Genomic DNA, 21,026 nt, shown 5'->3' with positions numbered 1-21,026 from the left:
GGTTTTTTGTGCTTCAGATCCAGCCCCTCACCCCAGCCCTCTCCCGAGGGAGAGGGAGCAGATATCTGTGCTGTTCAAAGCCTGAGTTCGACTCAACTTTTCCGGTCGACATAAATCGAAAGTTCACCGCGGTCAGTTCCTTCTCCCTCCGGGAGAGGGTTAGGGTGAGGGGCTTTTGGCTCTTCGACAGTTACATCGGCGCAGGCTGAATGATCTCGACCCAATAGCCATCCGGATCCTTGATAAACGCCAGGCTTTTCATACGCCCGTCAGTCAGACGCTTCTGGAAATCGCAGCCCAACTCCTCGAACCGCGCACAAGCCGCAACAATATCCGGTACCGAAATGCAGATGTGGCCAAAGCCTCGCGGGTCAGTATTGCCATTGTGGTAAGCAAAATCCGCGTCATTCTCAGTGCCGTGATTGTGAGTCAGTTCCAGAATGCCGGGAATCGACTTCATCCACTCGGTGCGCGCGGCGTCGTCAGCCGGGATCTGTGCTTTGTCGACCAGTGCGAGGAAGTACAGGCTGAATTCCGCTTCCGGGAAATCACGCTTCTCTACCAGCGAGAAACCCAGCACGCGGGTATAGAAGTCCAGCGACTTGGTAATGTCCTTCACGCGCAGCATGGTGTGGTTGAACACGAAGTTGCGGGTTGCGCTGTCTGGCGTGGCGGTGACGCCGGGGAAAGTGTTCAGTTCTTGCAGGCTCATGAGCCCTCCGTAACAAATTGGGGCGAGTGAATGGGCGCAATGATACGCATGCCTGTCGGCATCGCCAAACCGAAACCGTGGGGCTTGCCCTGTGGGTGGGCGGGCCTCAGACTTTACGGCTCAATTCGCGAGTGCCTCCGGTAATGATCCGACCGTTCAAATCGCTGTTCGTTTTCTTCAGTTTGTCTGTGCTGGCCACGCCATTGTTCGCGCAGGAGCCGAGCATCACCTGGCCCGCTGGCTGGCAGGTCGAAGCGCTGCCTGACACTGGCCCTGAAGTGTCCCGCCAGCGCGCGGTGAAAACCGATGCTGATGGCAACCAGGTGATGGTGATGGAGTTGACCATGACCACTGTGCAGAGCGGTCATCAGGTCAACTTGCAGGGCGTGTTGCTGGAAATGCGCAAGTCGGTGCAGAAAGACTTTTTCCAGAGCGGTTATCAAAGTGTTTGCAACAAGATCCATCCCGCCGCGCTGGGTTCACTGTCGGCGCTGGAAACGACGTGCACGGTTACCGAAAACGGCCGGCATGTGTTGTCGCAAACTTTGGTCGCCGCGGTCGACGCGGATAAGGCCTATGTACTTTCTTACGCCGGGCAGGCGGAGGTTTATAAGGCGAGCCAAGACGAAATAGTGGCGGCAAGAAATAGCTTGAAACTTTAATCGGTCCTGCCGTGATCTGCGTGCGTTAGATATCCTAAGGAATTAAGCACAAAGTTTTTCTGCAGACAAAAAATGCAACATCTGGTTGAGATATTCAGTGCTGTCTCGTGCCGATCTTGCACAATAGTCTCAACTTGAAATGTGATAATTCATTGCATTTGTTAGATATTGTCCATAAAAAAACCCTGCAAGTGCAGGGCTTTTATGTTGGCGAGAAATTAACCGCGCAACCAGGACTCAACAGTAGCCGCACCGTATTGTTCCTTCCAGGCCTTCAGGCCACGGTGGTTGCCGCCCTTGGTCTCGATCAGCTCGCCGGTGTGCGGGTTGTGATAGACCTTGACCACGCGAGCGCGGCGCGTTTTAGGCGCTGCGGCGGTTTGCAGGCCGGACTTGGACGGGTTCGGATCGAGGATGGCGACGATCTCTTTCAGGCCTTTGCCGTAGGTTTTCATCAGCCCCAACAGCTTCTCTTCGAATTCGATTTCTTTCTTGAGCCCGGCGTCATTCTTCAGCGATTCCAGCTGCTTGAGCTGTTCCTGAAGGGCCTTTTCAGCTGCACGAAATTCAGCGAGTCTGGACAATATCTTTACTCCAATAGTGTGTTTGGCTGAAACCAACCGCAAACAAAGCTATAAGCCAAGAGCCTTGAAGCGACTCGGTGATAATGGCTCACCTGCCAATCTTGCATCAGGTTTGAAAAATTGTAGTAGTTAATGCGCCCGGAGTAAATCCTGACTTTTTCTTCATGTAACGATAGCGTTGTTTTGTATCAATTTGGTGCGCTAATTTGCCGGCGTCGGGTTTGTTACGCTAGTTAATGGTGACTTAATGCGTCAATGAAGTCCGCCGCTGGCATCGGTTTGCCAAACAGGTAGCCTTGTAGAAAGTTGACGTTGCGCGCTGACAGATAGTCGCTCTGAGCCTGAGTCTCGACACCTTCCGCGACAATGCCCAGTTCGAGCTTGGCACTGAGTTCGATAATGCTTTCGAGAATGTGCCGCGACAGCGCGTCTTTGTCGATCATCGCCACGAAAGTCTGGTCGATTTTCAGAAAGTCGACGTTGAATGTGCGCAAGTAGCTGAGGCTCGAATGGCCGGTGCCAAAGTCGTCGATGGCGATTTTCACGCCCATGGCCTGCAGTTGCGCGAACAGTTGTCGGGTGATCTCGGTGGGTTCAATCAGCTCGCGCTCGGTCAACTCCAGCACCAGACTGACACTCTCAGGCGCAAACGCAGCGAGGAACTCACGGCAATCTCCCACCAGCTGCAGGTCGCGGCAATGGCTGGCGGTGATGTTGATGCCGATGTGAAACGGCGCTGCGAAGGTAGACGACAGCGGCCCCAACACCAAGGCAGTCTGCTGCATCAACCCACGCGTCATCGGTACGATCAGCCCGGAATGCTCGGCAAATGGAATAAACAGATCCGGGCGCACCAGACCTTCTTTCGGGTGATTCCAACGCATCAGCACTTCAGCCCCTGACCATTTTTTCGTGTCACCGTGGACTACAGGCTGAAAGTAGGGAATGAATTCGCCGGCCTCCAGCGCGCGGTGCATTTCGTGGCTGGGCGAGGTCGAGCGTTTTTGCACGATGTAACCGATTGCCGCCGACACCGCGCCAAAGAAAATCAACAGGCTGAACAGTGGCGGGTATTCGTTACTCATGTAACGCCATGTCTCGCCGGCAGGAAAACCAGCTGCCACGGTGAACGCGTAGCGCGACGAGTCAAGCCTGCTTTGAGCGACCGGCAACGCGGGCAGGGCGCCCTGCTGCACCTTGCCATCGGCAGACAACCAGAAATTGCCAACTTGCAGCACCAATAACGTCTGCCTGCCGATCAGGCGCAACACGTTGCTCAGGTGATAACCGTCCAGCGTGGTCAGCGCGCCGCCATGACCTTCACTTAATCGATAGACCAGCAGCGCCGTATTCGGCGTCACCGGATTGCCGTTCATCAGCCACAACATGCCGTGGGTGTAATCACCCGGATTGACGGCTTCCTTGTAGTCGCCAAACAGCGAACTGCAATAGAGGTTGTTGTCCCACACCAGATTGGTCGAGCGCACGAACGGGCGGCGGGTGACTTGTTCGCGCAATGCCAGCTTGACGCTTTCGCAGGGCTGCCCTGCCAGCGGCAATAACTCCTGCGCGGCCTGGGCGGTATTGTCGAGCATCAGTTCGAACTGGCGCAGTGCTTCATCGGCAGTGTGTTGCGAACTCTGTTGCAGCGTGCGTTCGGCTTGCAGATAGAGAATCACGCTGCCCAGCACAATCGGCAGTAAACCGCTGAGCAGAGTCACGACAATTCGGGTGCTGCGCTTGCGGCGGGGTCTGACGGTCAGAGGCATGGGCGCATCCTGTCGCGTTGGAGTTTGGCTCTAGACCGGCAGGGCAACGGCGCACCTTCCAGAAAGTGTCTCAACTGTGCCCATGATAGATGGCAGATCGCGCCTGCGCTGCTCAACAGTAGTCAAGTTGTGTCGCCAACTGGATAAACGCCAAAGCGGCAGGCGAGCACTGGCGTTGATCGAGCACCGCGAGGCCGACTTGCCGTTGCACGGCGGGCGACAGCGGTTTGCTCAAGTACCGCGAGTCTCCTGTGAGCGGCAGTGAACTTTCGGCCACTACGGTGATTGCGTCGCCACGGCTGACGGTGTCGAGGGTGCTGAGCAATTGCGAGCAGCGATAGCGGATGTTCGGGCTCAAACGGGCGGCGTTGAACAAGCGTGAGACCAACTCCGCAGAGCCAGCCTCGGTCAGCACGAACGGGTCTTTGCAAAGATCCTTGAGGCTCAGCTCTGATCGCTGCGTCAAAGCATGGCCGGCCGGGAGCAGGGCGACCATCTGATCTTCGATCAGGGCGAACGTGTCGAAACGCTCCTCGGGCAGCACCACGAAACCGATGTCGATGCGGCGCTCCTCCAGCCATTGGATCACCTGACGATCCGGCCCTTCGTCAATGTGTACTTCGATCCCCGGATGCAACTCGCGGTAGTGCCGAAGGATGGTTGGCAACAACTTGATCGATGACGTCGGCCCAAATGAGCCGATGCGCAACGTCCCGCGCTTCATGCCCCGCGCATCGGCCGCTTCCTGACGCAAGGTGTTCGCCAGTCCGAGCATGGCGCGTGCACGAAGCAGCAGTTGGGCGCCGATATCGCTGAGCTCCACTTGCGACTGATGCCGGCGCAGCAGTTCGACGCCCAGTTCCTGCTCCAGCGACTTCATGGCGTGCGACACCGCCGATTGCGAGATGCCCAAACGATGGGCGGCGAGGGTGAAGCCGCGCAGATCGGCCACAAGCGAGAAGATTTCCAGTTGGGTCAGGGTCATGAGCTTTTACTCATTTTACGATGATGGAGAATCAGGATAATGATACGGCATCCCGCAGCTGATTCTTTGGAGTGTCATGAGCATTTGTGAGCAACCCCGTCCCGTTACGTCGGACATGCGGGTGTATTTAACCTTGGCGATGGTCACGATGATCTGGGGTGGCACTTGGGTTGCCGGGCGATTTCTGGCTGGCAGTCTGAGCCCGATTTTCGCCGCCAGCTTGCGGTTTCTACTGGCCAGCCTGGCCTTGCTCGGCTTTATGTGGCTCGCGCGAATTCCCCTCGCACGGCCTACTCCGGTGCAATGGCTGCAACTGACACTGCTGGGGTTCTTCGGGATTTTCTTTTACAACCTGTGCTTTTTTTACGGGCTGAATTACATCAACGCTTCCCGCGCATCGCTGATCGTTGCGCTGAATCCGGCAGTGATTGGCCTCGCGTCATGGTTACTGTTCAAAGAACGGTTGAGCAGGGCGAAGGTGGCGGGCATCGCGATCTGCATTGCTGGCGCGGGTGTAGTGATCGTCAGTCGTAATCCTCAACTGCTGGCGACCACGGCGGATGCGTGGATCGGCGATCTGCTGATTCTCGGCTGCGTGCTGGGCTGGGGCGTGTATTCGCTGTTTTCCCGCAGCCCGAATCAAAGCCTCGGCCCGCTGCAAACGGTGACGTTTTCCATTCTGCTTGGCACGTTGATGCTGTGGACTCTGGCAGCCGTGCGCGGCGAGCTGAGCTGGTCGGCGTTGACACAGCTGGGCACAACGCAATGGCTGAGCCTGATCTATCTCGGCCTGCTCGGTTCGGCGCTGGCGTACATCGGCTATTACCACGGCATCAGTAAAATCGGCGCCACGCGCGCGGGTGTATTCATAGCGCTGAATCCACTGACGGCGGTGATTTTCGGGGCATTGCTGCTGGGCGAACAGCTCACGCTGAGCATGGGGCTGGGCGGCACGCTGATCCTGGCGGGCATTTATCTGTGCAACAAACCTCTTGCACGGTCTGCAGAAAAGCGGATTTTATAGAGAGGGCAGACAACCCCTATTACGCTGTGTAGAATCGGGTTACGCATACAATAATAAACGTCTTCTGGCAGCAGAAGCCTCGCCCGCAATAGCCTTGGGTCGACAATGAAGATTTACGGGTTTCAATTGATCTACGGTGACTTCCTCGCCCGCAGTGTGCGCGGCATCTCCTGTGCGCCACCCGCCGACCTCAGCATTACTGACAAATAACTCTGGTTAATTGATAAGAATGATGAGGCGCCAACCATGGCAGATTTATACGAAAACCCAATGGGCCTGATGGGCTTCGAGTTCATCGAGTTCGCATCGCCGACGCCGGGCATCCTGGAACCGATCTTCGAGATCATGGGTTTCAGCAAAGTCGCGAGCCACCGCTCCAAGAACGTGCACCTGTATCGTCAGGGCGCGATCAACCTGATCCTCAACAACGAACCGAACAGCGTTGCCTCGTACTTCGCGGCCGAGCACGGCCCGTCGGTGTGCGGCATGGCGTTCCGGGTAAAAGACTCGCAACTGGCCTACAAACGCGCTCTGGAAATTGGCGCCCAGCCGATCCACATCGAAACCGGTCCGATGGAACTCAACCTGCCGGCGATCAAAGGCATTGGCGGCGCGCCGCTGTACCTGATCGACCGTTTCGGCGAAGGCAGCTCGATCTACGACATCGACTTCGTGTTCATCGAAGGCGTTGACCGCAACCCGGTCGGTGCTGGCTTGAAGATCATCGACCACCTGACCCACAACGTGTATCGCGGTCGCATGGCTTATTGGGCGAATTTCTACGAGAAGCTATTCAACTTCCGCGAAATCCGCTACTTCGACATCAAGGGCGAATACACCGGCCTGACCTCGAAAGCGATGACCGCGCCGGACGGCATGATCCGCATCCCGCTCAACGAAGAATCGTCGAAAGGCGCCGGGCAGATCGAAGAATTCCTGATGCAGTTCAACGGCGAGGGCATTCAACACGTAGCGTTCCTCACCGACGACCTGATCAAGAGCTGGGATCAACTGAAGAAAATCGGCATGCGCTTCATGACCGCGCCGCCGGAAACCTATTACGAAATGCTCGAAGGTCGTCTGCCGAACCACGGCGAGCCGGTTGATCAACTGCAAGCGCGCGGCATTCTGCTCGACGGCTCTTCGGAGCAGGGCGACAAGCGTCTGCTGCTGCAGATCTTCTCGGAAACCCTGATGGGCCCGGTGTTCTTCGAATTCATCCAGCGTAAAGGCGACGATGGTTTCGGCGAAGGCAACTTCAAGGCCCTGTTCGAATCGATCGAGCGTGACCAGGTGCGTCGTGGCGTACTCGCCACTGAGTAATCCGCAACAGATGCGAAAAAGCCCGGCCTGCAGTGATGCAGGCCGGGCTTTTTTATGGGCGGCGTTGTCGCATCAGGTGTTTGAAACCTTCGAAGACCAGCACGACAACAGCCAGCCAGATCGGAATGTAAGTCAGCCATTCACCGGGCTTGATGCTCTCGCCAAGCAACAACGCCACACCCAGCAACAACACCGGTTCCACATAACTCAACAACCCAAACAGGCTGAACGGCAGCAAGCGACTGGCGATGATGTACACCACCAGTGCCGAGGCGCTGATCAGGCCTAGCAGCGGAATCAGCCACAGCAATCCCGGGTATTGATCGAACACGCCGAAGCCTTGCTCGCCGCCGCGCACGAACCAGTACGCCACCGGCAGCATCAGCGTCATGTCGACCCACAAGCCACCGAGGTGGTCTGTTTTGAGATATTTGCGCAGTACGAAGTACAACGGATAGCCGACCACGACCACCAGCGTCGCCCAAGAGAAGCCGCCAACCTGATACAACTCGTTCAACACGCCTAAACATGCGAAGAACACCGCAACCTTTTGCAGGTACGACAGGCTGTCGCCAAAGGCAATCCGCCCGGTCAACACCATGGCCAGCGGCAGCAGGAAATAACCGAGCGACACGTCGAGGCTGTAGCCATTGAGTGGCGCCCACATGAACAGCCACAATTGCACGCCGAGCAAGCCTGCCGAAACGATCAACCCGCCGATCAGTTTCGGCTTCGCCGCCACCAGCCGTACCAGCTCCAGAACACGCCGCCATTCTCCGGAAACCAGCATGAACACGGTCATGCACGGCACGGTCAGCAGCATGCGCCAGCCAAAGATTTCCACGCCGCTCAAAGGTGTGAGCAACGAAGTGTAGTAATACATGACGGCAAACAGCACCGAGGCTGAAACCGATAAAGCGATACCTTTAGACAAACTGTCCTCGCGGGTGGGTAATCAAACGGGGCGCGAAGGATACGTGGTTTCTGTGCTGAATATTGCTCGGGTGCTCAATATTCCCAACATCAGCTTAGCTGACGGACCTCATTCATTGAGCAGTTCTCAACGGATTACTGAAGCGCTTGATGTGCATTTCGCCGAATTTGTAAGAGGCGTAATCCGTCAAGTGACCGATGTCGCGGTAAACCGGCAAACCATTGACGCTCGTCATGCAAGTGCCGTCAATGCATTGCACACCTCGCGGGTCAATGATCAACAAGCCTGGATATTCAGCCTGCAGATCACTGAACAGTTTGGCGAGCACCGGATCTTCATCGCCAGACCATGGTACTGACGTGCATTGGCTGCTTTGTTCGGCACTGCCCATCAGCCCGCGCAATTTCACCCGTTGTAGCAAACACTCGTTGATACCGGGCGGCATTGGCAGCGTGTTTTTCAGGAAAACCGGCGTTGCACCCGATTTGACGATGATGTCCAAAGCTTGGTGAATCGCCACGTTCAGACGTTCAAGGGACAGTTCGGGGCTGCGCGGGTCATCGAGTTTCGTGACGATCTGCGCAGTGAGATAGGCTTCCCAGTTCTGACCGACGATCACGTACTGGAAATGGTTTTTCGCGACGATGTCGTAGTAGCGTTGAGTGGCGTCGTGGCACTTTTTATATAACGTGTTCTTATATTTGGACCAGTTGTAGAGGTAGATCCCTGGCAGTGCCAGGCAGGTCGGGTAGGCCTGCGCGAGTACCGAAAGATTGGCGTCTTTGGCCAGCGTATCGACAAAACCCCAGTAGTGATTGGAGAACGAATCGCCCATCAGGAAAACCCGTGGGGCTGACTGCGGGGCGCCGAATATGCAGGCATCAGCTCCGTCGCTGGCACCCAGACAGTCCTCGCGGTTGGCGGGGACTGCCGCTTTCAAATCGCTGAACACGTTACTCGAACCATCACCGAAACGGTTTGGCCATCCGTCATGTTTAACGCTGGCAGCGTAAAGCAGCGAAAGCCCGATCGCGGGCACAATCATCAGCAGCAACAGAGTCTTGCCAAAGCCAGCCCGAGCTTTTCGAAATCTGTTTTCAATCAGCACGAAGGACAGGTAACCAAGGGCGAAGGTCGCGACGAAGTAGACCACTTTCAGCAACGGCGTAAGCGTGATGCCCATATAACTCATGAACGCCAGAATCGGCCAGTGCCACAAGTACAGGGAGTAGGAGAGGGTGCCGATAAATACCAACGGTTTGAATGCCAGTACTTTGGACGTAATGCTCGCGTCGCCAAGCCCCCTGAACAGCAATGCTGCGGTAGCGAGACAAACCGCTATGGCGTGGTAGCCCGGAAACCCGGTCAGGATATTGTCCCGTGTCGCGCAATAGACAATCGTGGCAAGCGCCAGCGCACACATTAAAGACGCGCTCAAACGATTGAGCCTGAACTTCTGCGCACTGAAGATGACTGCGCAAGAGCCAATCATCAATTCAAAAATCCGGGCAGTGAAGAAGTAGTAGTTTTTGTCCGCGAGGGCATGAGACCAGTACAAAGCCAGCGCCATTGCCGTCACGGTCAAACCGAGCACAGCCGCCTTGAAGGCTTGTTTCGGCACAGAGCGATTGAGTAGCCAGATGCCCAGGGGCAAGACCAGATACCACTGCCATTCTATGGCCAGTGACCAGGTGTGCAGCAGTGGCAGGGTCGCCGCATCCGGGGTGGCATAGCCCGATGTCGCTTTGGAAAAGTACTGGTTTGAAAGAAGCAGCGACGTGTACTTTTCGCTCTTGAGCAAGTCGATGTAGTCATCGGGCAAGTACAGCAACGTTGCGATTGCCAATGTTGTCAGCAACAACGCGATGACTGCCGGTTGCAAGCGCCAGATCCGTCGCGTGTAGAACCCCGAGAAGCTGAACGTTCCGTTATCCAGCGACTTCATGATGATCGAGGTGGTCAGATAACCCGAGATCACAAAGAAGATATCCACGCCGATAAAGCCTGACGGAAACAAGGTCAAACCGCCGTGAAAAATCAATACCAGCAGAACGGCGATTGCGCGCAGCCCGTCAATGTCCGCACGGTACTCAATGCCAGGTTTTCGAGGCCCGACGGCAGACGATGCTGCGGTGGAAGGGGCGGTAGCAGACGCCTTATTACCGCCGAGCGTCTTGAACCACATCCCGCGCAAAGGCCTGGACGTAAACCCGAAAGGGCGATTGAACATTTGCTGATCCCTGCACATTCGCGAACGAGCAATCGACTGATCTCGTTAGATCGCGCTCAATTCCATGAAAAAAGCGAATTGTATCGGCTATCAGCGATGTCGCAGCATTTTTTCAATCGCCCCGGCGCATGAATGTTTCAGCTCCGATACGGTTTACGCCCCGACACGAAATGACTCACATCGTTGAATCCTGGTGTCGATGCATGCCCCGGCGTCACCAGCGAATCGATAAACGCCTCATCCTCAGCAGTAATCCTCACTTGCTGCGCCTTGGTATACGCGTCCCACTGTTGCTCAGTGCGCGGCCCGACAATCGCCGAGGTCACCGCAGCGTTATTCAACACCCAGGCAATCGCGAACTCGACAATCCCGACGCCACGACCTTCGGTGTACTGCTGAATCTGCTGGGCAATGCGCAGCGATTCAACCCGCCATTCGGTCTCCAGAATGCGCTTGTCCTGACGCCCGGCGCGGCTGTTGGCGTCCGGCGTGACATCCGGCGCGTACTTGCCGCTGAGCACGCCACGGGCCAGCGGGCTGTAAGGCACCACGCCCAAACCATAGGTTTGCGCGGCGGTAATCTGCTCGGTTTCGGCCTGACGGTTGACGATGTTGTACAGCGGCTGACTGATCACCGGGCGATCAACCCCGAGTTTGTCAGCGACACGAATCACCTCGGCAATCCGCCAGCCGCGATAGTTCGACAGGCCCCAGTAACGGATCTTGCCCTGACGAATCAGATCGCCAATCGCCGAAATGCTCACTTCAAGCGGGGTGTTGTGGTCTTCGCGGTGCAGGTAATAGATGTCGAGATAGTCGGTGCCGAGTCGGGTCAGGCTGGCGTCCAGACCATTGAAGATGTGCTTGCGGCTCAAACCGCTGCGGTTCGGCACGCCGTCCACAGGACCGAAACCGACTTTGGTCGCCACCACCCACTCATGCCGGTTGCCGGCGATGGCTTCGCCGACGATCTCTTCCGAGCGGCCATTGGTGTAGACGTCAGCCGTGTCGATGAAATTAATGCCCTGATCCCAGGCCTTGTCGATGATGCGCAGCGATTCTTCCGTGCTGGTCTGTTCGCCAAACATCATCGTGCCGAGGGTCAGGGTGGACACCTGCAACCCCGAGTGGCCCAGTGTGCGATAGCTCATGCCGAAATCCTTTTGGTCGGTGGGAAAGCTTTTATCAAATACCAGAAGCGTTGTGGAGGGCAATCTGATTTGTCGAAAGCACCGGAAAGTCAGGTTGGGGTAAAAACTCTAGCCACAGACATCAAACGACAACAGACAACCACTTGTCGCCACTGTCAGATCTGACAGTAGCGAACGGACTTCAGGATCAGCTCTTATTTCATTTGAGACCAGAGAGTATCTGGGTGAGATTTCCGATGACTCAGGAGCGTTGCCATGAACACAGAAACATTGGAACAACCAGATAGCGACAACGCCGTGCTTGTGCTCTATCCACCCGATCCGGTCGACAGCAACAAATCGGTCGTGGGGGCAGATTGTGGCATTGCCATCAATTATTACGACCTGACCCCTATGGGGGCAAAAGTGAGGGTCGATCCTTACGATGGGCAAGCTCCGCTGGACACTGTATCTCTGAATTTGAACGGCGAACTGAATATCGCCAGCACTCAAACCCAGTCCACGGATGATGCAGTCATTCTGTATATCCCTAAAAACAAGCTGTTATCCGGTGCAGATATCATCAATGAGTTGACTTACACCGTGACCAGAGGCAGTCAGAACCAAGGCACCTCCGAACCACCGCTGCGAGTACTTTATTACGGTATTCGGCCCGGCAAGGAGAATCGCGTCCCCGGTGGTCCGGGGCATTCCGAGCTCAAGCTGATTTTCCCGCAGGATGTGCTGGACTATGGAATCGATGCGGATCGCGCCGAGCAAGGTGTACACGTTTGTTTCGAATACACCTATTGTGGAGCATTTAACACCATTCGCCTGAACTGCAACGGCCATGATGTATTCCGCAAGGTTACCGCGGATGAGGCGCCCTTGACGCCGACAGCCGCCCCCCTACGAATTTGTCTCACATTGACAAAAGCTGATCTTGAACAGGTCAAGGACGATCCACAGGCCGTTTTCAACTACACGGTCGACGATCAAGTCGGCAATGGGCCTGACCCGGATTGCCCATGGTCGGGACGCGTGTTAGTAACTGTTGATATGCAGGGTGTGCGTTTGCTGGCACCTGATATCACCGAAGATCCGGATGATCCCAATGATGCCCCGGAAACCATTGACAAGAACAAACTCGGTGCCAAAGACCTGACCATCCAGGTACATGTACTGAGCCCGCCATGGGCGGTGAATGACGTCATTCGGGTGAAGTATGTGGCAGCACCGAACTCCGGCGGCGCGCCGGTGGAGCACGAAGTTGAAGCCCCCGTCGTGCGCATCCCGTTCGTGCAGAAATTGATGATTCCCAACGGCAAGGTCATTGCCGACAGCGTGGTCAGGGTCAGTTACGAGCAAGTAAGGGAAGACACAGTCATCGCGCGATCTCGAGTGGCGAGCGCGCGGGTCATCCTGGCGCCGGTCATAACCTCGGCCAAAGACCTGGCTGGCATTGAGTTGGAGAACGGTGGTCCCGTTTCCCACAACAAGATAATCCTCCAAGGGGCGGCACTGGCGGGCGCTCTATTGGAGATTTTTGATGGTGCGACGTTTGTCGAGGAAGTCCGCACGGGCACTGATTACAAATGGACGAGCACCGCGATATCGATTGCGGTGGGGCTGCATGTGTTGACTGCCCGGGAAAAGGAGGGGAATCAGCTGGTGTCGGAACCTTGGGCGGTTCAGCGGTTGGCGTTTAGTATTGATCGGACGCAGATGAAACTGAACGGATTTTCGGTGAAGGTGGATGGGTGGGCTAAAACAGGTGAGGACTCGATTGGCAATACGGGGCTTCGTTTGCCGACGGGAGGTGTGCCACCTATCGACTGGGCGTCATCGGATCCTTTGACTGCTTCGGTAACGGCAGGCGGTAAGGTCAGCGGATTGAAAGGTGGCGTAGCAACCATTTATGCGACCGATCAGGAAGGCACTACTTTATCTTTCCTTGCTGCAGTGACCAACAAATTCAAATTGGAAGTCAGTCCCACTGGATTGACACCCATGGAAGCAGAACAATGGATGCGCTCACTTGGAGGGATCCATACGTATAACGGCGTTTTCAGAAGCGATCTCTTGCGAACCTACGTACCTCCGGTCCGTACCGATCATACTTGGACGTGTGGTACTTTCGGTCGTTGGCACGGATATTTAAGGGGAGACTATTCATTTAATACCGTCACGCAGCCGCACGTATGGACTGCTTGGTGCCTCGTCCCCATGTGAGGCCGATGTCTTGGATGGCGAGACGAATTTCTTTGCCGACGTCTGGGGCTGTGATGGGAGGTACGACTTCAGCCATAACGAAACGTTTAAGCCTGCCGTTTAAAGGGACATTTCATGACACGCACTCAGGCTACACAACCTTGCGCCGTTGCCTACACGTAAGCCAGAATCCGCTGGCTTGTGCAGTTGCGCAACTCGCCATATAGGGACGCTGGTCGTTCGTGTTTTTATGGTGGCCATGCGCGGGGCGCTTTCGAGCGCGCCGGTTCTCCAAGTCACCGGTCTACCAACCCGTGTATGGCCACCACCCCTTCGTTTGGTAGCGAAGTTTGATGGCTCCTTTTTTCTGATTTGGAGATTCAAACATGATCAAACCAACATCCAACCCACCAGAAACCGACACAACGTTCCCCTACGAAACCCTGGATTCGAAGAAATTCCACGAAGCCGCCGAGCGCGCTCTCGACCATTACCTCAATCCGTTCGCCCCGCGAAAACCGCTGCTCAAACCCAACACCATCTACATCATCGCCCCGGGCATTCAGAACGAAGAACTGCTGGCCAATGCCTGCGAAACCCTGACCTCGGCCAAAGTCATGGCCAACGACTTCGCCGCACTGGTCGATGGGCCGCATCGGCATATTTTGTTGGGGATTGCGCAGTTGATTATGTTGGGGGAGCTGTCGGTTAGCCGGGCGTTGGATAATCTGGAGTTGGCGGTGCCTGGTTGAAAGGCAAGGGCCCCTCACCCTAACCCTCTCCCGGAGGGAGAGGGGACTGACTGAGTTGGATGTATAAGCTACATTGACCTGAAATATCCAGTCGAACTCAGGTTTTGAAAAGCATAGAGATCTGCTCCCTTTCCCCCTCGCCCCCTTGGGGGAGAGGGCTGGGGTGAGGGGGGCGGATATCAGCCACACCGAATGTTTTGAAACTGCTAAAAACCAGTTTCTGTGTAATCGCATTGACAGTGTCTAAAGCAAACGCTCCGATTTATTCGGAGCGTCTTTTGGCCATAAGTCAGGCTTTAGCCTCACTTCATCGACGACGGCTTCAAAGCTGTAATTTCCCTTTGCATCTTTGCTCGGATTTCAACCTTTTGGAAGCTGAGGATGTCCTCGTACGGGACAACTATCAAATCCGGCCCAACCGAAATAGCATCAGGACCTGCTTCTTTCACAACTCCAGACACCACGCCAGAGGCTGTGGTGATTTCATAAAGCGAACCAAATCCAAAACTGCTGCTATCAGTGCTCATTGCCGTACTCCTTTGAGATCTTCAAGAAGTACCAGCTTCGGCGTGAACGACAATTCAGACACCTGTAATTTCTGACAGGTTTTTATACGTTTTCGAAATTGAGTCGAGAAGCAGATCATTACCCATTTTGCTCGTTGCCAGTCTGTGCGTGGGAGCGACCAAAAAGAAACACGGCCCGAAAGGGCCGTGTCTGTATCTACGCTAAAGCTTAAACCCGCAACGTCCGCGTCATCCTCAACGCCAACAAACTCCCAGCAACAATAACCCCCGCCAGCAGATACAAAGCCGCATCCGTAGACCCGGTCGTGTCCTTGACCCAACCCACCAGATAAGGACTCAAAAACCCGGCCATCTGCCCCATGGAGTTGATCAACGCCAGCCCACCCGCAGCCGCACCTGCACTTAACATCGCCGTCGGCACCGGCCAGAACATCGGCAGCCCGGTCAGTGCGCCCATGGTCGCAATCGTCAGACCGAGAATCGCGATCGCCGGATTCGCGGCAAAATTCACTGCGATCACCAGACCGACAGCGCCCATCAACATCGGCACCACCAGATGCCAGCGGCGCTCTTTGCGCAGATCCGCCGAGCGCCCGACCAGCAGCATGAACACCGCCGCGAGCAAATACGGAATGGCGCTCAACCAGCCGATCACCAGGTTGTCGCTGAAACCGAGGTTCTTGATGATCGACGGCAGCCAGAAGTTGATCGCGTACACGCCGCTCTGGATGCAGAAGTAGATCAGGCCGAAGGCCCAGATGGCCGGGTTCTTGAACACCGCGAGCAGTGAATCAGTGGTGGTTTTCGGTTTGTTGGCCAAGTCTTCAGCCTGATCCGCCTCGAGCACTGCGCGCTCATGCGGGGTCAGCCATTTGGCGTTGGCGAAGCTGTCGCTGAGCAGGAAATACGCCAGCGCACCCAGAATCACCGTCGGAATACCTTGCAGCAGGAACATCCACTGCCAGCCGGCGAGGCCGCCCTGGCCGGCCGCGAAGTGGTTGAGGATCCAGCCGGAAAACGGACTGCCGAGCAGGCCGGACACCGGGATCGCCGACATGAACAGCGCCATGATCCGGCCTCGGCGGAAGGTCGGGAACCATTGCGAGAGATACAACACCACGCCAGGGAAGAACCCGGCTTCGGCCGCGCCGGTGAACAGGCGCAAGGTGTAGAACTCGGTCGGTGTGGTGACGAACAGCAGGCACGTCGACAGCGTGCCCCAGGTGATCATCATCAGCGCGATCCAGCGCCGTGGGCCGAATTTGCTCAGTGCCAGGTTGCTCGGCACGCCACACAGCACGTAGCCGATGAAGAAGATCCCGGCCCCGAGGCCGTAGACGGTTTCGCTGAATTTCAGTGCGTCGAGCATCTGCAGTTTGGCAAATCCAACGTTGACCCGGTCGAGGTAGTTGAACAAGTAGCAGATGAAAATGAAGGGGATCAAACGCAGGGTGATGCGTTTGTAGACGGCGTTTTTATCGTCAACGATGGTCTGGGTAGCTGCGGCGCTCTGCGACATAGCGGCTCTCTCTTTATTATGATTTTTTGCGATGCAAAGGGTAACGTTGATCGCCCTGAGAGTCTCGGCCACCTGTGGCCGGATTGTCTTTGTGCCTGAGCACAGGGTTTGCCGCCAGACCCTGTGCGGGTGACCAACCGTCCGCGCCTGTTTAAAAGGATTCCCGCCGCTATGTTCGAACTCGATCACGACCTCGCTCAGGACATCGTCGACCGGGCCATGGCTATTTTGCCGTACAACGTCAACGTCATGGACAGCCAGGGCTTGATCCTCGGCAGCGGCGAACCGGAGCGCATCAACACCCGCCACGAAGGTGCGCAACTGGTGTTGGCCAACGGCCGGGTGGTGGAGATCGACGCGCAGACCGCCGTGCATTTGAAAGGTGTGCAGCCGGGGATCAACTTGCCGTTGTTGCTCGATCAGCGCTTGATCGGCGTTCTTGGCATCACCGGCGAGCCGGAGCTGCTGCGCACTTACGCGGAGCTGGTGCGCATGACCGCCGAAATGCTCGTCGGCCAGCGCAATCAACAGGCTGAACAGCAATGGCGGCGTCAGCGTTGTGATGATCTGCTCGCGTTGCTGCTGACCGAAGCAGGCGATTCACCGCGATTGCTGGATGAGGCGCAGCAATTGGGCCTCAAGCCGCAGCTGACGCGAGTGCCGTATCTGTTCGAGTTGGGTCTGGAGCACGCACCGGGGCAAACGGTCGAGGCGCTGAGTGCGTGGCTGATTTCGCGCTATCCGGACAGTTGGTGCGTGAGTTCGGCGAAATCGTCGCTGCTGTGGTGTCGACCGGCGAGTCAGACGATCGAGCATGAGCGCTTGCTGGAAAAGCTCGACGGTCTGGGCTGGAACATCTTGCGTATCGCCGTCGGCGGGCAGGCTGATGGGCTGACCGGGTTGCGCCGCTGTTACCGGCGCGTGGCGGATTTGCTGGCCTATGGTCGTGAAGTGCTGCCGCGCTCGCGATTGCTCAATCTCACGCGCTATCGCCTGCCGGTGATGCTCTGGCGCCATCGCAATGATGATGCGCTTGACGAGTTGCTCAAGCCGCTGCGCAAGGTCATCGCCAAGGACAGCAACGGTCAGCTACTGGCGACGCTGCGCAGTTGGTGCGAGCACGACGGCCAGAGTCAGGCCTGTGCGGATGCGCTGGGGATTCATCGCAACAGCCTGCGCTACCGCATGGAGCGGATTGCCGAGCTTAGCGGGGTCGATCCGCTGCGCCTGGACGGGATGCTGGCGCTGTATCTCGGTGTGCAACTGCTGCCCCAAACCGATTCCATTGTGTGAGGTGTTCTTGAGGCCGCCATCGCTGGCAAGCCAGCTCCCACAGGGTTTGGAGTTGTACACAAATTTTTTGTTCGCTGAAGATCCCTGTGGGAGCTGGCTTGCCAGATGGCGGCGGGACATTCAGCCTCGATTCCAGCGCCTTTGTAGAAAAGAACAAAAAACGCCAACCCGATTTGTGCAGCCGACAGGCGTCAATGCCCATGCCGACTGGCAGGATGAGGAGCATTGGAACTGGAGAATTCGCATGAAAATCGTCATCGCCCCCGATTCGTTCAAGGACAGCCTGAGTGCCCAAGGCGTTGCCGAGGCCATTGCTTTGGGCCTGGTGCAGGTCTGGCCGCACGCCACAATCGCCAAGTGCCCGATGGCGGATGGCGGCGAGGGCACGGTCGAGTCGATTCTCGCCGCGTGCGAAGGCGAACTGCGTCGCACTCGGGTGCGCGGTCCGCTGGGCGCAGCGGTTGATGCGGCGTGGGGCTGGTTGCCGCACAACCACACCGCGATCATCGAAATGGCCGAGGCCAGCGGTCTGCAACTGGTGCCACTGACCCAACGCGATGCGTGCATCAGCAGCACCTTCGGCACTGGCGAGCTAATCCGCGCGGCGCTGGATGCCGGCGCACAACGGGTGATTCTGGCCATCGGCGGCAGCGCCACCAATGACGGCGGAGCCGGTGCGATGCAGGCGCTGGGTGTGAAGTTGCTCGACGCTCAAGGCCAATCGCTGGTGCCCGGTGGTCTGGCGTTGGCACAACTGGCGCGACTCGATCTGAGCGAACTCGATCCGCGTTTGGCGCAAGTGCGTTTCGACATCGCCGCCGACGTCAACAATCCGCTGTGTGGCGCGCACGGTGCCTCGGCGATTTTCGGCCCGCAAAAAGGCGCGTCGCCGGTACAGGTACAGCAACTGGATCAGGCGCTGGGCCACTTCGCAGAACTCTGTGCGCAGGCGCTGGGAAAAGATGTGCGCGACGAACCGGGCAGCGGTGCGGCCGGCGGCCTGGGTTTTGCCGCCAAGGCGTTTCTCGACGCGCAGTTTCAGGCTGGAGTTGAGGTGGTTGCGGAACTGGTCGGCCTGGCCGAAGCAGTCGAAGGCGCGGATCTGGTCATTACCGGAGAAGGGCGCTTCGATGCGCAAACCCTGCGTGGCAAGACGCCGTTCGGCGTGGCACGCATCGCCAAGCAACACGGCGTGCCGGTGATCGTCATTGCCGGTACTTTGGGCGAGGGTTATCAGGAGCTTTACGAACACGGCATCGACGCGGCTTTCGCGGTCACCAGTGGCCCAATGACTCTGGAACAAGCCTGCGCAGAAGTGCCGCGGTTGTTGCGCGAACGTGCGACTGACATTGCGCGGGTCTGGCGCATAGCGACCGGCAACAACTGAACAGCGCGCATATCCTGTGGCGAGGGGATTTATCCCCGTTCGGCTGCGCAGCAGTCGTAAAACGTGCACGCTCGGTCGGTCTGACCTGCAGCGTTGTCTCGATGGGGGTGCGCTACGCGCCCCAACGGGGATAAATCCCCTCGCCACAGGGTTTCATGGCTGTATTCGTGAAAAATATTTCATCTGTACCTGCGAATTTCCTCAAGCCTGGCCGATACAGCTAACAGGCGCACACAAGACTTCCTGAAACAGTGACGCCGGACTGAAGCCCACCCCACGGGCCAGTGATCAGGGCAGGGACGCTCGTAGTTTCTATCATCCGAGAGTCCAACTATGTCCTTGCGTAATCTGAATATCGCGCCGCGTGCCTTCCTCGGTTTTGCCTTTATCGCCTTGCTGGTGATTGTCCTCGGTGTTTTCGCCGTCAATCGCATGGGCGTCATTCGTCAGGCCTCCATCGACATGGAGCAGACCCAACTGCCAAGCGTCAGCCAGCTCAGCGTGGTCACCGAAAACGTCCTGCGCTTGCGTATTCTCTCGTTCCGGGTTTTGGTCAACCGCGAACCGGCGGCTCTGCAGGAGGCGCAAACGCGCATTGGCGTGCTGGTCGACAAGGTGCGCAGTGCACAGGCAAGTTATGCGGCATTGCCGGCAGGCGCGGAAGAACGTGCGCTGTATCAGACATTCTCGAACACGCTGGACAACTACGTGCAAGCGCAAAACCAGATGCTGGAGCTGTCGCGCCAAGGCAAGGTTGACGAGATGCGTAGCTTGATCAACACGCGCATCAAGGACGGCACCGATCAGATGGGCGAGCAGTTGAACAAGCTGATCGCGTTCAACGCTGCTGACGCCAAAACCGCGTCGAATCATGCCGGCGAGCAATACAGTGGCGCCATCACCGGGATCATCGGCGTGGCCGTGATCGCTGCATTGCTGACCGTTCTTCTGGCCTGGCTGCTGACTCGCAGCATCGTCACCCCGTTGAACCGCGCCGTGCTCGCTGCGCAAACCATTGCTGGCGGCAACCTGACCAAAGCCATCGAGGTTGATGGCAACGACGAGCCGGCGCGCCTGCTCGAAGCCTTGTCGGCAATGCAGACCAATCTGCGCAAAACCATCGAACAGATTGCCGGTTCCGCCACGCAACTGGGTGCCGCTGCCGAAGAACTCAGCGCCGTGACTGAAGAAGCTTCGCGTGGTCTGCAACAGCAGAACAATGAAATCGAACAAGCCGCCACCGCCGTCAACGAAATGACCGCAGCGGTGGAAGAAGTCGCGCGCAATGCCGTGTCAACCTCCGAAGCCTCAAACCAGTCGACCCACGCCGCGCGCGAAGGTCGCGATCAAGTGGTGAAAACCGTCGACGCGATCCAGACCATGACCCACGACGTGCAGAACACCGCGCAAATGATCGAAGGCCTCGCTGCACAAGGTCGCGACATTGGCAAAGTGCTCGACGTAATCCGCGCCATCGCCGAACAGACCAACCTGCTGGCACTTAACGCCGCGATCGAAGCGGCGCGTGCCGGTGAAGCCGGGCGCGGTTTCGCCGTGGTCGCAGACGAAGTGCGCGCGTTGGCGCATCGCACCGCGCAGTCGACTCAGGAAATCGAAAAAATGGTCGCCGGCATCCAGAACGGTACCGGCGAAGCGGTCAACTCGATGCAGCAAAGCAACCAGCGCACCCAATCCACGCTGGAAATGGCCCGCGCTGCCGGCGTCGCGCTGGAGCAGATTACGCAGTCGATTCACCAGATCAACGAGCGCAATCTGGTAATCGCCAGCGCTTCGGAGGAACAGGCGCAGGTCTCGCGCGAAGTCGATCGCAACCTGGTAAACATCCGCGACCTCGCCACGCAATCGGCCGCCGGCGCCAATCAAACCAGCGCCGCGACCCACGAACTGTCGCGCCTGGCGGTGGATTTGAATGCGATGGTGGCGCGGTTTGTGATTTGACCTAGGGTGAAGGCTGGACACCGCG

17 protein-coding genes and 1 pseudogene are annotated in these 21,026 nt (G+C 57.2%); 9 read left to right on the top strand and 9 right to left on the bottom strand.

What is annotated here, in order from left to right; genetic code table 11:
• Positions 1 to 190: 190 nt before the first annotated feature.
• Entirely contained in the window at positions 191 to 712 is a 522-nt protein-coding gene (gene gloA, locus ACP7EE_RS09145; protein WP_426205888.1) for a lactoylglutathione lyase, read from the bottom strand.
• Positions 713 to 855: 143 nt separating this feature from the next.
• On the opposite strand from gloA, the gene ACP7EE_RS09140 reads away from it, so the two are divergent.
• Positions 856 to 1,374 (top strand): DUF4946 domain-containing protein, encoded by a 519-nt coding sequence (locus ACP7EE_RS09140; RefSeq protein WP_426205889.1) that lies wholly within the window; start codon positions 856 to 858, stop codon positions 1,372 to 1,374.
• Positions 1,375 to 1,592: 218 nt separating this feature from the next.
• Here the strand turns inward: ACP7EE_RS09140 and ACP7EE_RS09135 are convergent, their stop codons facing one another.
• The 3 genes from ACP7EE_RS09135 to ACP7EE_RS09125 all read right to left on the bottom strand — a co-directional run bounded on the left by ACP7EE_RS09135 (position 1,593) and on the right by ACP7EE_RS09125 (position 4,712).
• A complete protein-coding gene (locus tag ACP7EE_RS09135; RefSeq protein ID WP_426205890.1) occupies positions 1,593 to 1,958 on the bottom strand; it encodes a histone-like nucleoid-structuring protein, MvaT/MvaU family in 366 nt (121 codons plus the stop codon).
• A gap of 233 nt (positions 1,959 to 2,191) precedes the next feature.
• Complete coding sequence (locus tag ACP7EE_RS09130) at positions 2,192 to 3,727, bottom strand: EAL domain-containing protein (protein ID WP_426234288.1); 1,536 nt, start codon at positions 3,725 to 3,727, stop codon at positions 2,192 to 2,194.
• A 112-nt stretch (positions 3,728 to 3,839) separates the two neighbouring features.
• Positions 3,840 to 4,712 carry a LysR family transcriptional regulator gene (locus tag ACP7EE_RS09125; RefSeq protein WP_426234287.1) on the bottom strand — a complete coding sequence of 291 codons (873 nt, stop codon included), beginning with the start codon at positions 4,710 to 4,712 and terminating at the stop codon, positions 3,840 to 3,842.
• 76 nt (positions 4,713 to 4,788) lie between these two features.
• On the opposite strand from ACP7EE_RS09125, the gene ACP7EE_RS09120 reads away from it, so the two are divergent.
• Together ACP7EE_RS09120 and hppD are read left to right on the top strand one after the other, a co-directional pair.
• Positions 4,789 to 5,736 carry a DMT family transporter gene (locus ACP7EE_RS09120; RefSeq protein ID WP_426234286.1) on the top strand — a complete coding sequence of 316 codons (948 nt, stop codon included), beginning with the start codon at positions 4,789 to 4,791 and terminating at the stop codon, positions 5,734 to 5,736.
• A gap of 246 nt (positions 5,737 to 5,982) precedes the next feature.
• Positions 5,983 to 7,059 carry a 4-hydroxyphenylpyruvate dioxygenase gene (gene hppD / locus ACP7EE_RS09115; RefSeq protein ID WP_426234285.1) on the top strand — a complete coding sequence of 359 codons (1,077 nt, stop codon included), beginning with the start codon at positions 5,983 to 5,985 and terminating at the stop codon, positions 7,057 to 7,059.
• Positions 7,060 to 7,111: 52 nt separating this feature from the next.
• Here hppD and rarD read toward each other — a convergent pair whose 3' ends face one another.
• The 3 genes from rarD to ACP7EE_RS09100 form a co-directional block, all read right to left on the bottom strand.
• Entirely contained in the window at positions 7,112 to 7,993 is an 882-nt protein-coding gene (gene rarD, locus ACP7EE_RS09110; RefSeq protein ID WP_420649085.1) for an EamA family transporter RarD, read from the bottom strand.
• Positions 7,994 to 8,105: 112 nt separating this feature from the next.
• The gene (locus ACP7EE_RS09105; RefSeq protein ID WP_426234284.1) at positions 8,106 to 10,178 is read right to left on the bottom strand and encodes an acyltransferase family protein; all 2,073 of its coding nucleotides are present in this window, start codon (positions 10,176 to 10,178) and stop codon (positions 8,106 to 8,108) included.
• 182 nt (positions 10,179 to 10,360) lie between these two features.
• Complete coding sequence (locus ACP7EE_RS09100; protein ID WP_426234283.1) at positions 10,361 to 11,374, bottom strand: aldo/keto reductase; 1,014 nt, start codon at positions 11,372 to 11,374, stop codon at positions 10,361 to 10,363.
• 255 nt (positions 11,375 to 11,629) lie between these two features.
• On the opposite strand from ACP7EE_RS09100, the gene ACP7EE_RS09095 reads away from it, so the two are divergent.
• Positions 11,630 to 13,585, top strand: coding sequence for an Ig-like domain-containing protein (locus ACP7EE_RS09095; protein WP_426234282.1), 1,956 nt, complete (start codon positions 11,630 to 11,632; stop codon positions 13,583 to 13,585).
• 365 nt (positions 13,586 to 13,950) lie between these two features.
• Positions 13,951 to 14,316: a DUF6124 family protein gene (locus tag ACP7EE_RS09090; protein WP_426234281.1), complete on the top strand. Its 366-nt coding sequence runs from the start codon at positions 13,951 to 13,953 to the stop codon at positions 14,314 to 14,316.
• Positions 14,317 to 14,618: 302 nt separating this feature from the next.
• Here ACP7EE_RS09090 and ACP7EE_RS09085 read toward each other — a convergent pair whose 3' ends face one another.
• Both ACP7EE_RS09085 and ACP7EE_RS09080 read right to left on the bottom strand, forming a co-directional pair.
• Positions 14,619 to 14,843, bottom strand: a complete 225-nt coding sequence (locus ACP7EE_RS09085; RefSeq protein WP_426234280.1) for a hypothetical protein — start codon at positions 14,841 to 14,843, stop codon at positions 14,619 to 14,621.
• Positions 14,844 to 15,051: 208 nt separating this feature from the next.
• Entirely contained in the window at positions 15,052 to 16,362 is a 1,311-nt protein-coding gene (locus ACP7EE_RS09080; RefSeq protein WP_426234279.1) for an MFS transporter, read from the bottom strand.
• A gap of 171 nt (positions 16,363 to 16,533) precedes the next feature.
• On the opposite strand from ACP7EE_RS09080, the gene ACP7EE_RS09075 reads away from it, so the two are divergent.
• The 4 genes and pseudogenes from ACP7EE_RS09075 to ACP7EE_RS09060 all read left to right on the top strand — a co-directional run bounded on the left by ACP7EE_RS09075 (position 16,534) and on the right by ACP7EE_RS09060 (position 21,001).
• Complete coding sequence (locus ACP7EE_RS09075; protein WP_426234278.1) at positions 16,534 to 17,655, top strand: sugar diacid recognition domain-containing protein; 1,122 nt, start codon at positions 16,534 to 16,536, stop codon at positions 17,653 to 17,655.
• A 244-nt stretch (positions 17,656 to 17,899) separates the two neighbouring features.
• Positions 17,900 to 19,042, top strand: a complete 1,143-nt coding sequence (locus ACP7EE_RS09070; RefSeq protein ID WP_426234277.1) for a glycerate kinase — start codon at positions 17,900 to 17,902, stop codon at positions 19,040 to 19,042.
• A gap of 333 nt (positions 19,043 to 19,375) precedes the next feature.
• Positions 19,376 to 20,143 (top strand): annotated as a pseudogene (locus ACP7EE_RS09065) (MCP four helix bundle domain-containing protein); the annotation flags it as partial.
• Positions 20,144 to 20,452: 309 nt separating this feature from the next.
• Entirely contained in the window at positions 20,453 to 21,001 is a 549-nt protein-coding gene (locus tag ACP7EE_RS09060) for a methyl-accepting chemotaxis protein (protein ID WP_420649212.1), read from the top strand.
• Positions 21,002 to 21,026: the final 25 nt, after the last annotated feature.

The organism is Pseudomonas sp. TWP3-2 (genome assembly GCF_049897765.1).
GTDB lineage: Bacteria > Pseudomonadota > Gammaproteobacteria > Pseudomonadales > Pseudomonadaceae > Aquipseudomonas.
The sequence above is the reverse complement of the archived record's forward strand: the minus strand, read 5'-3'. Positions and strand labels throughout refer to the sequence as shown.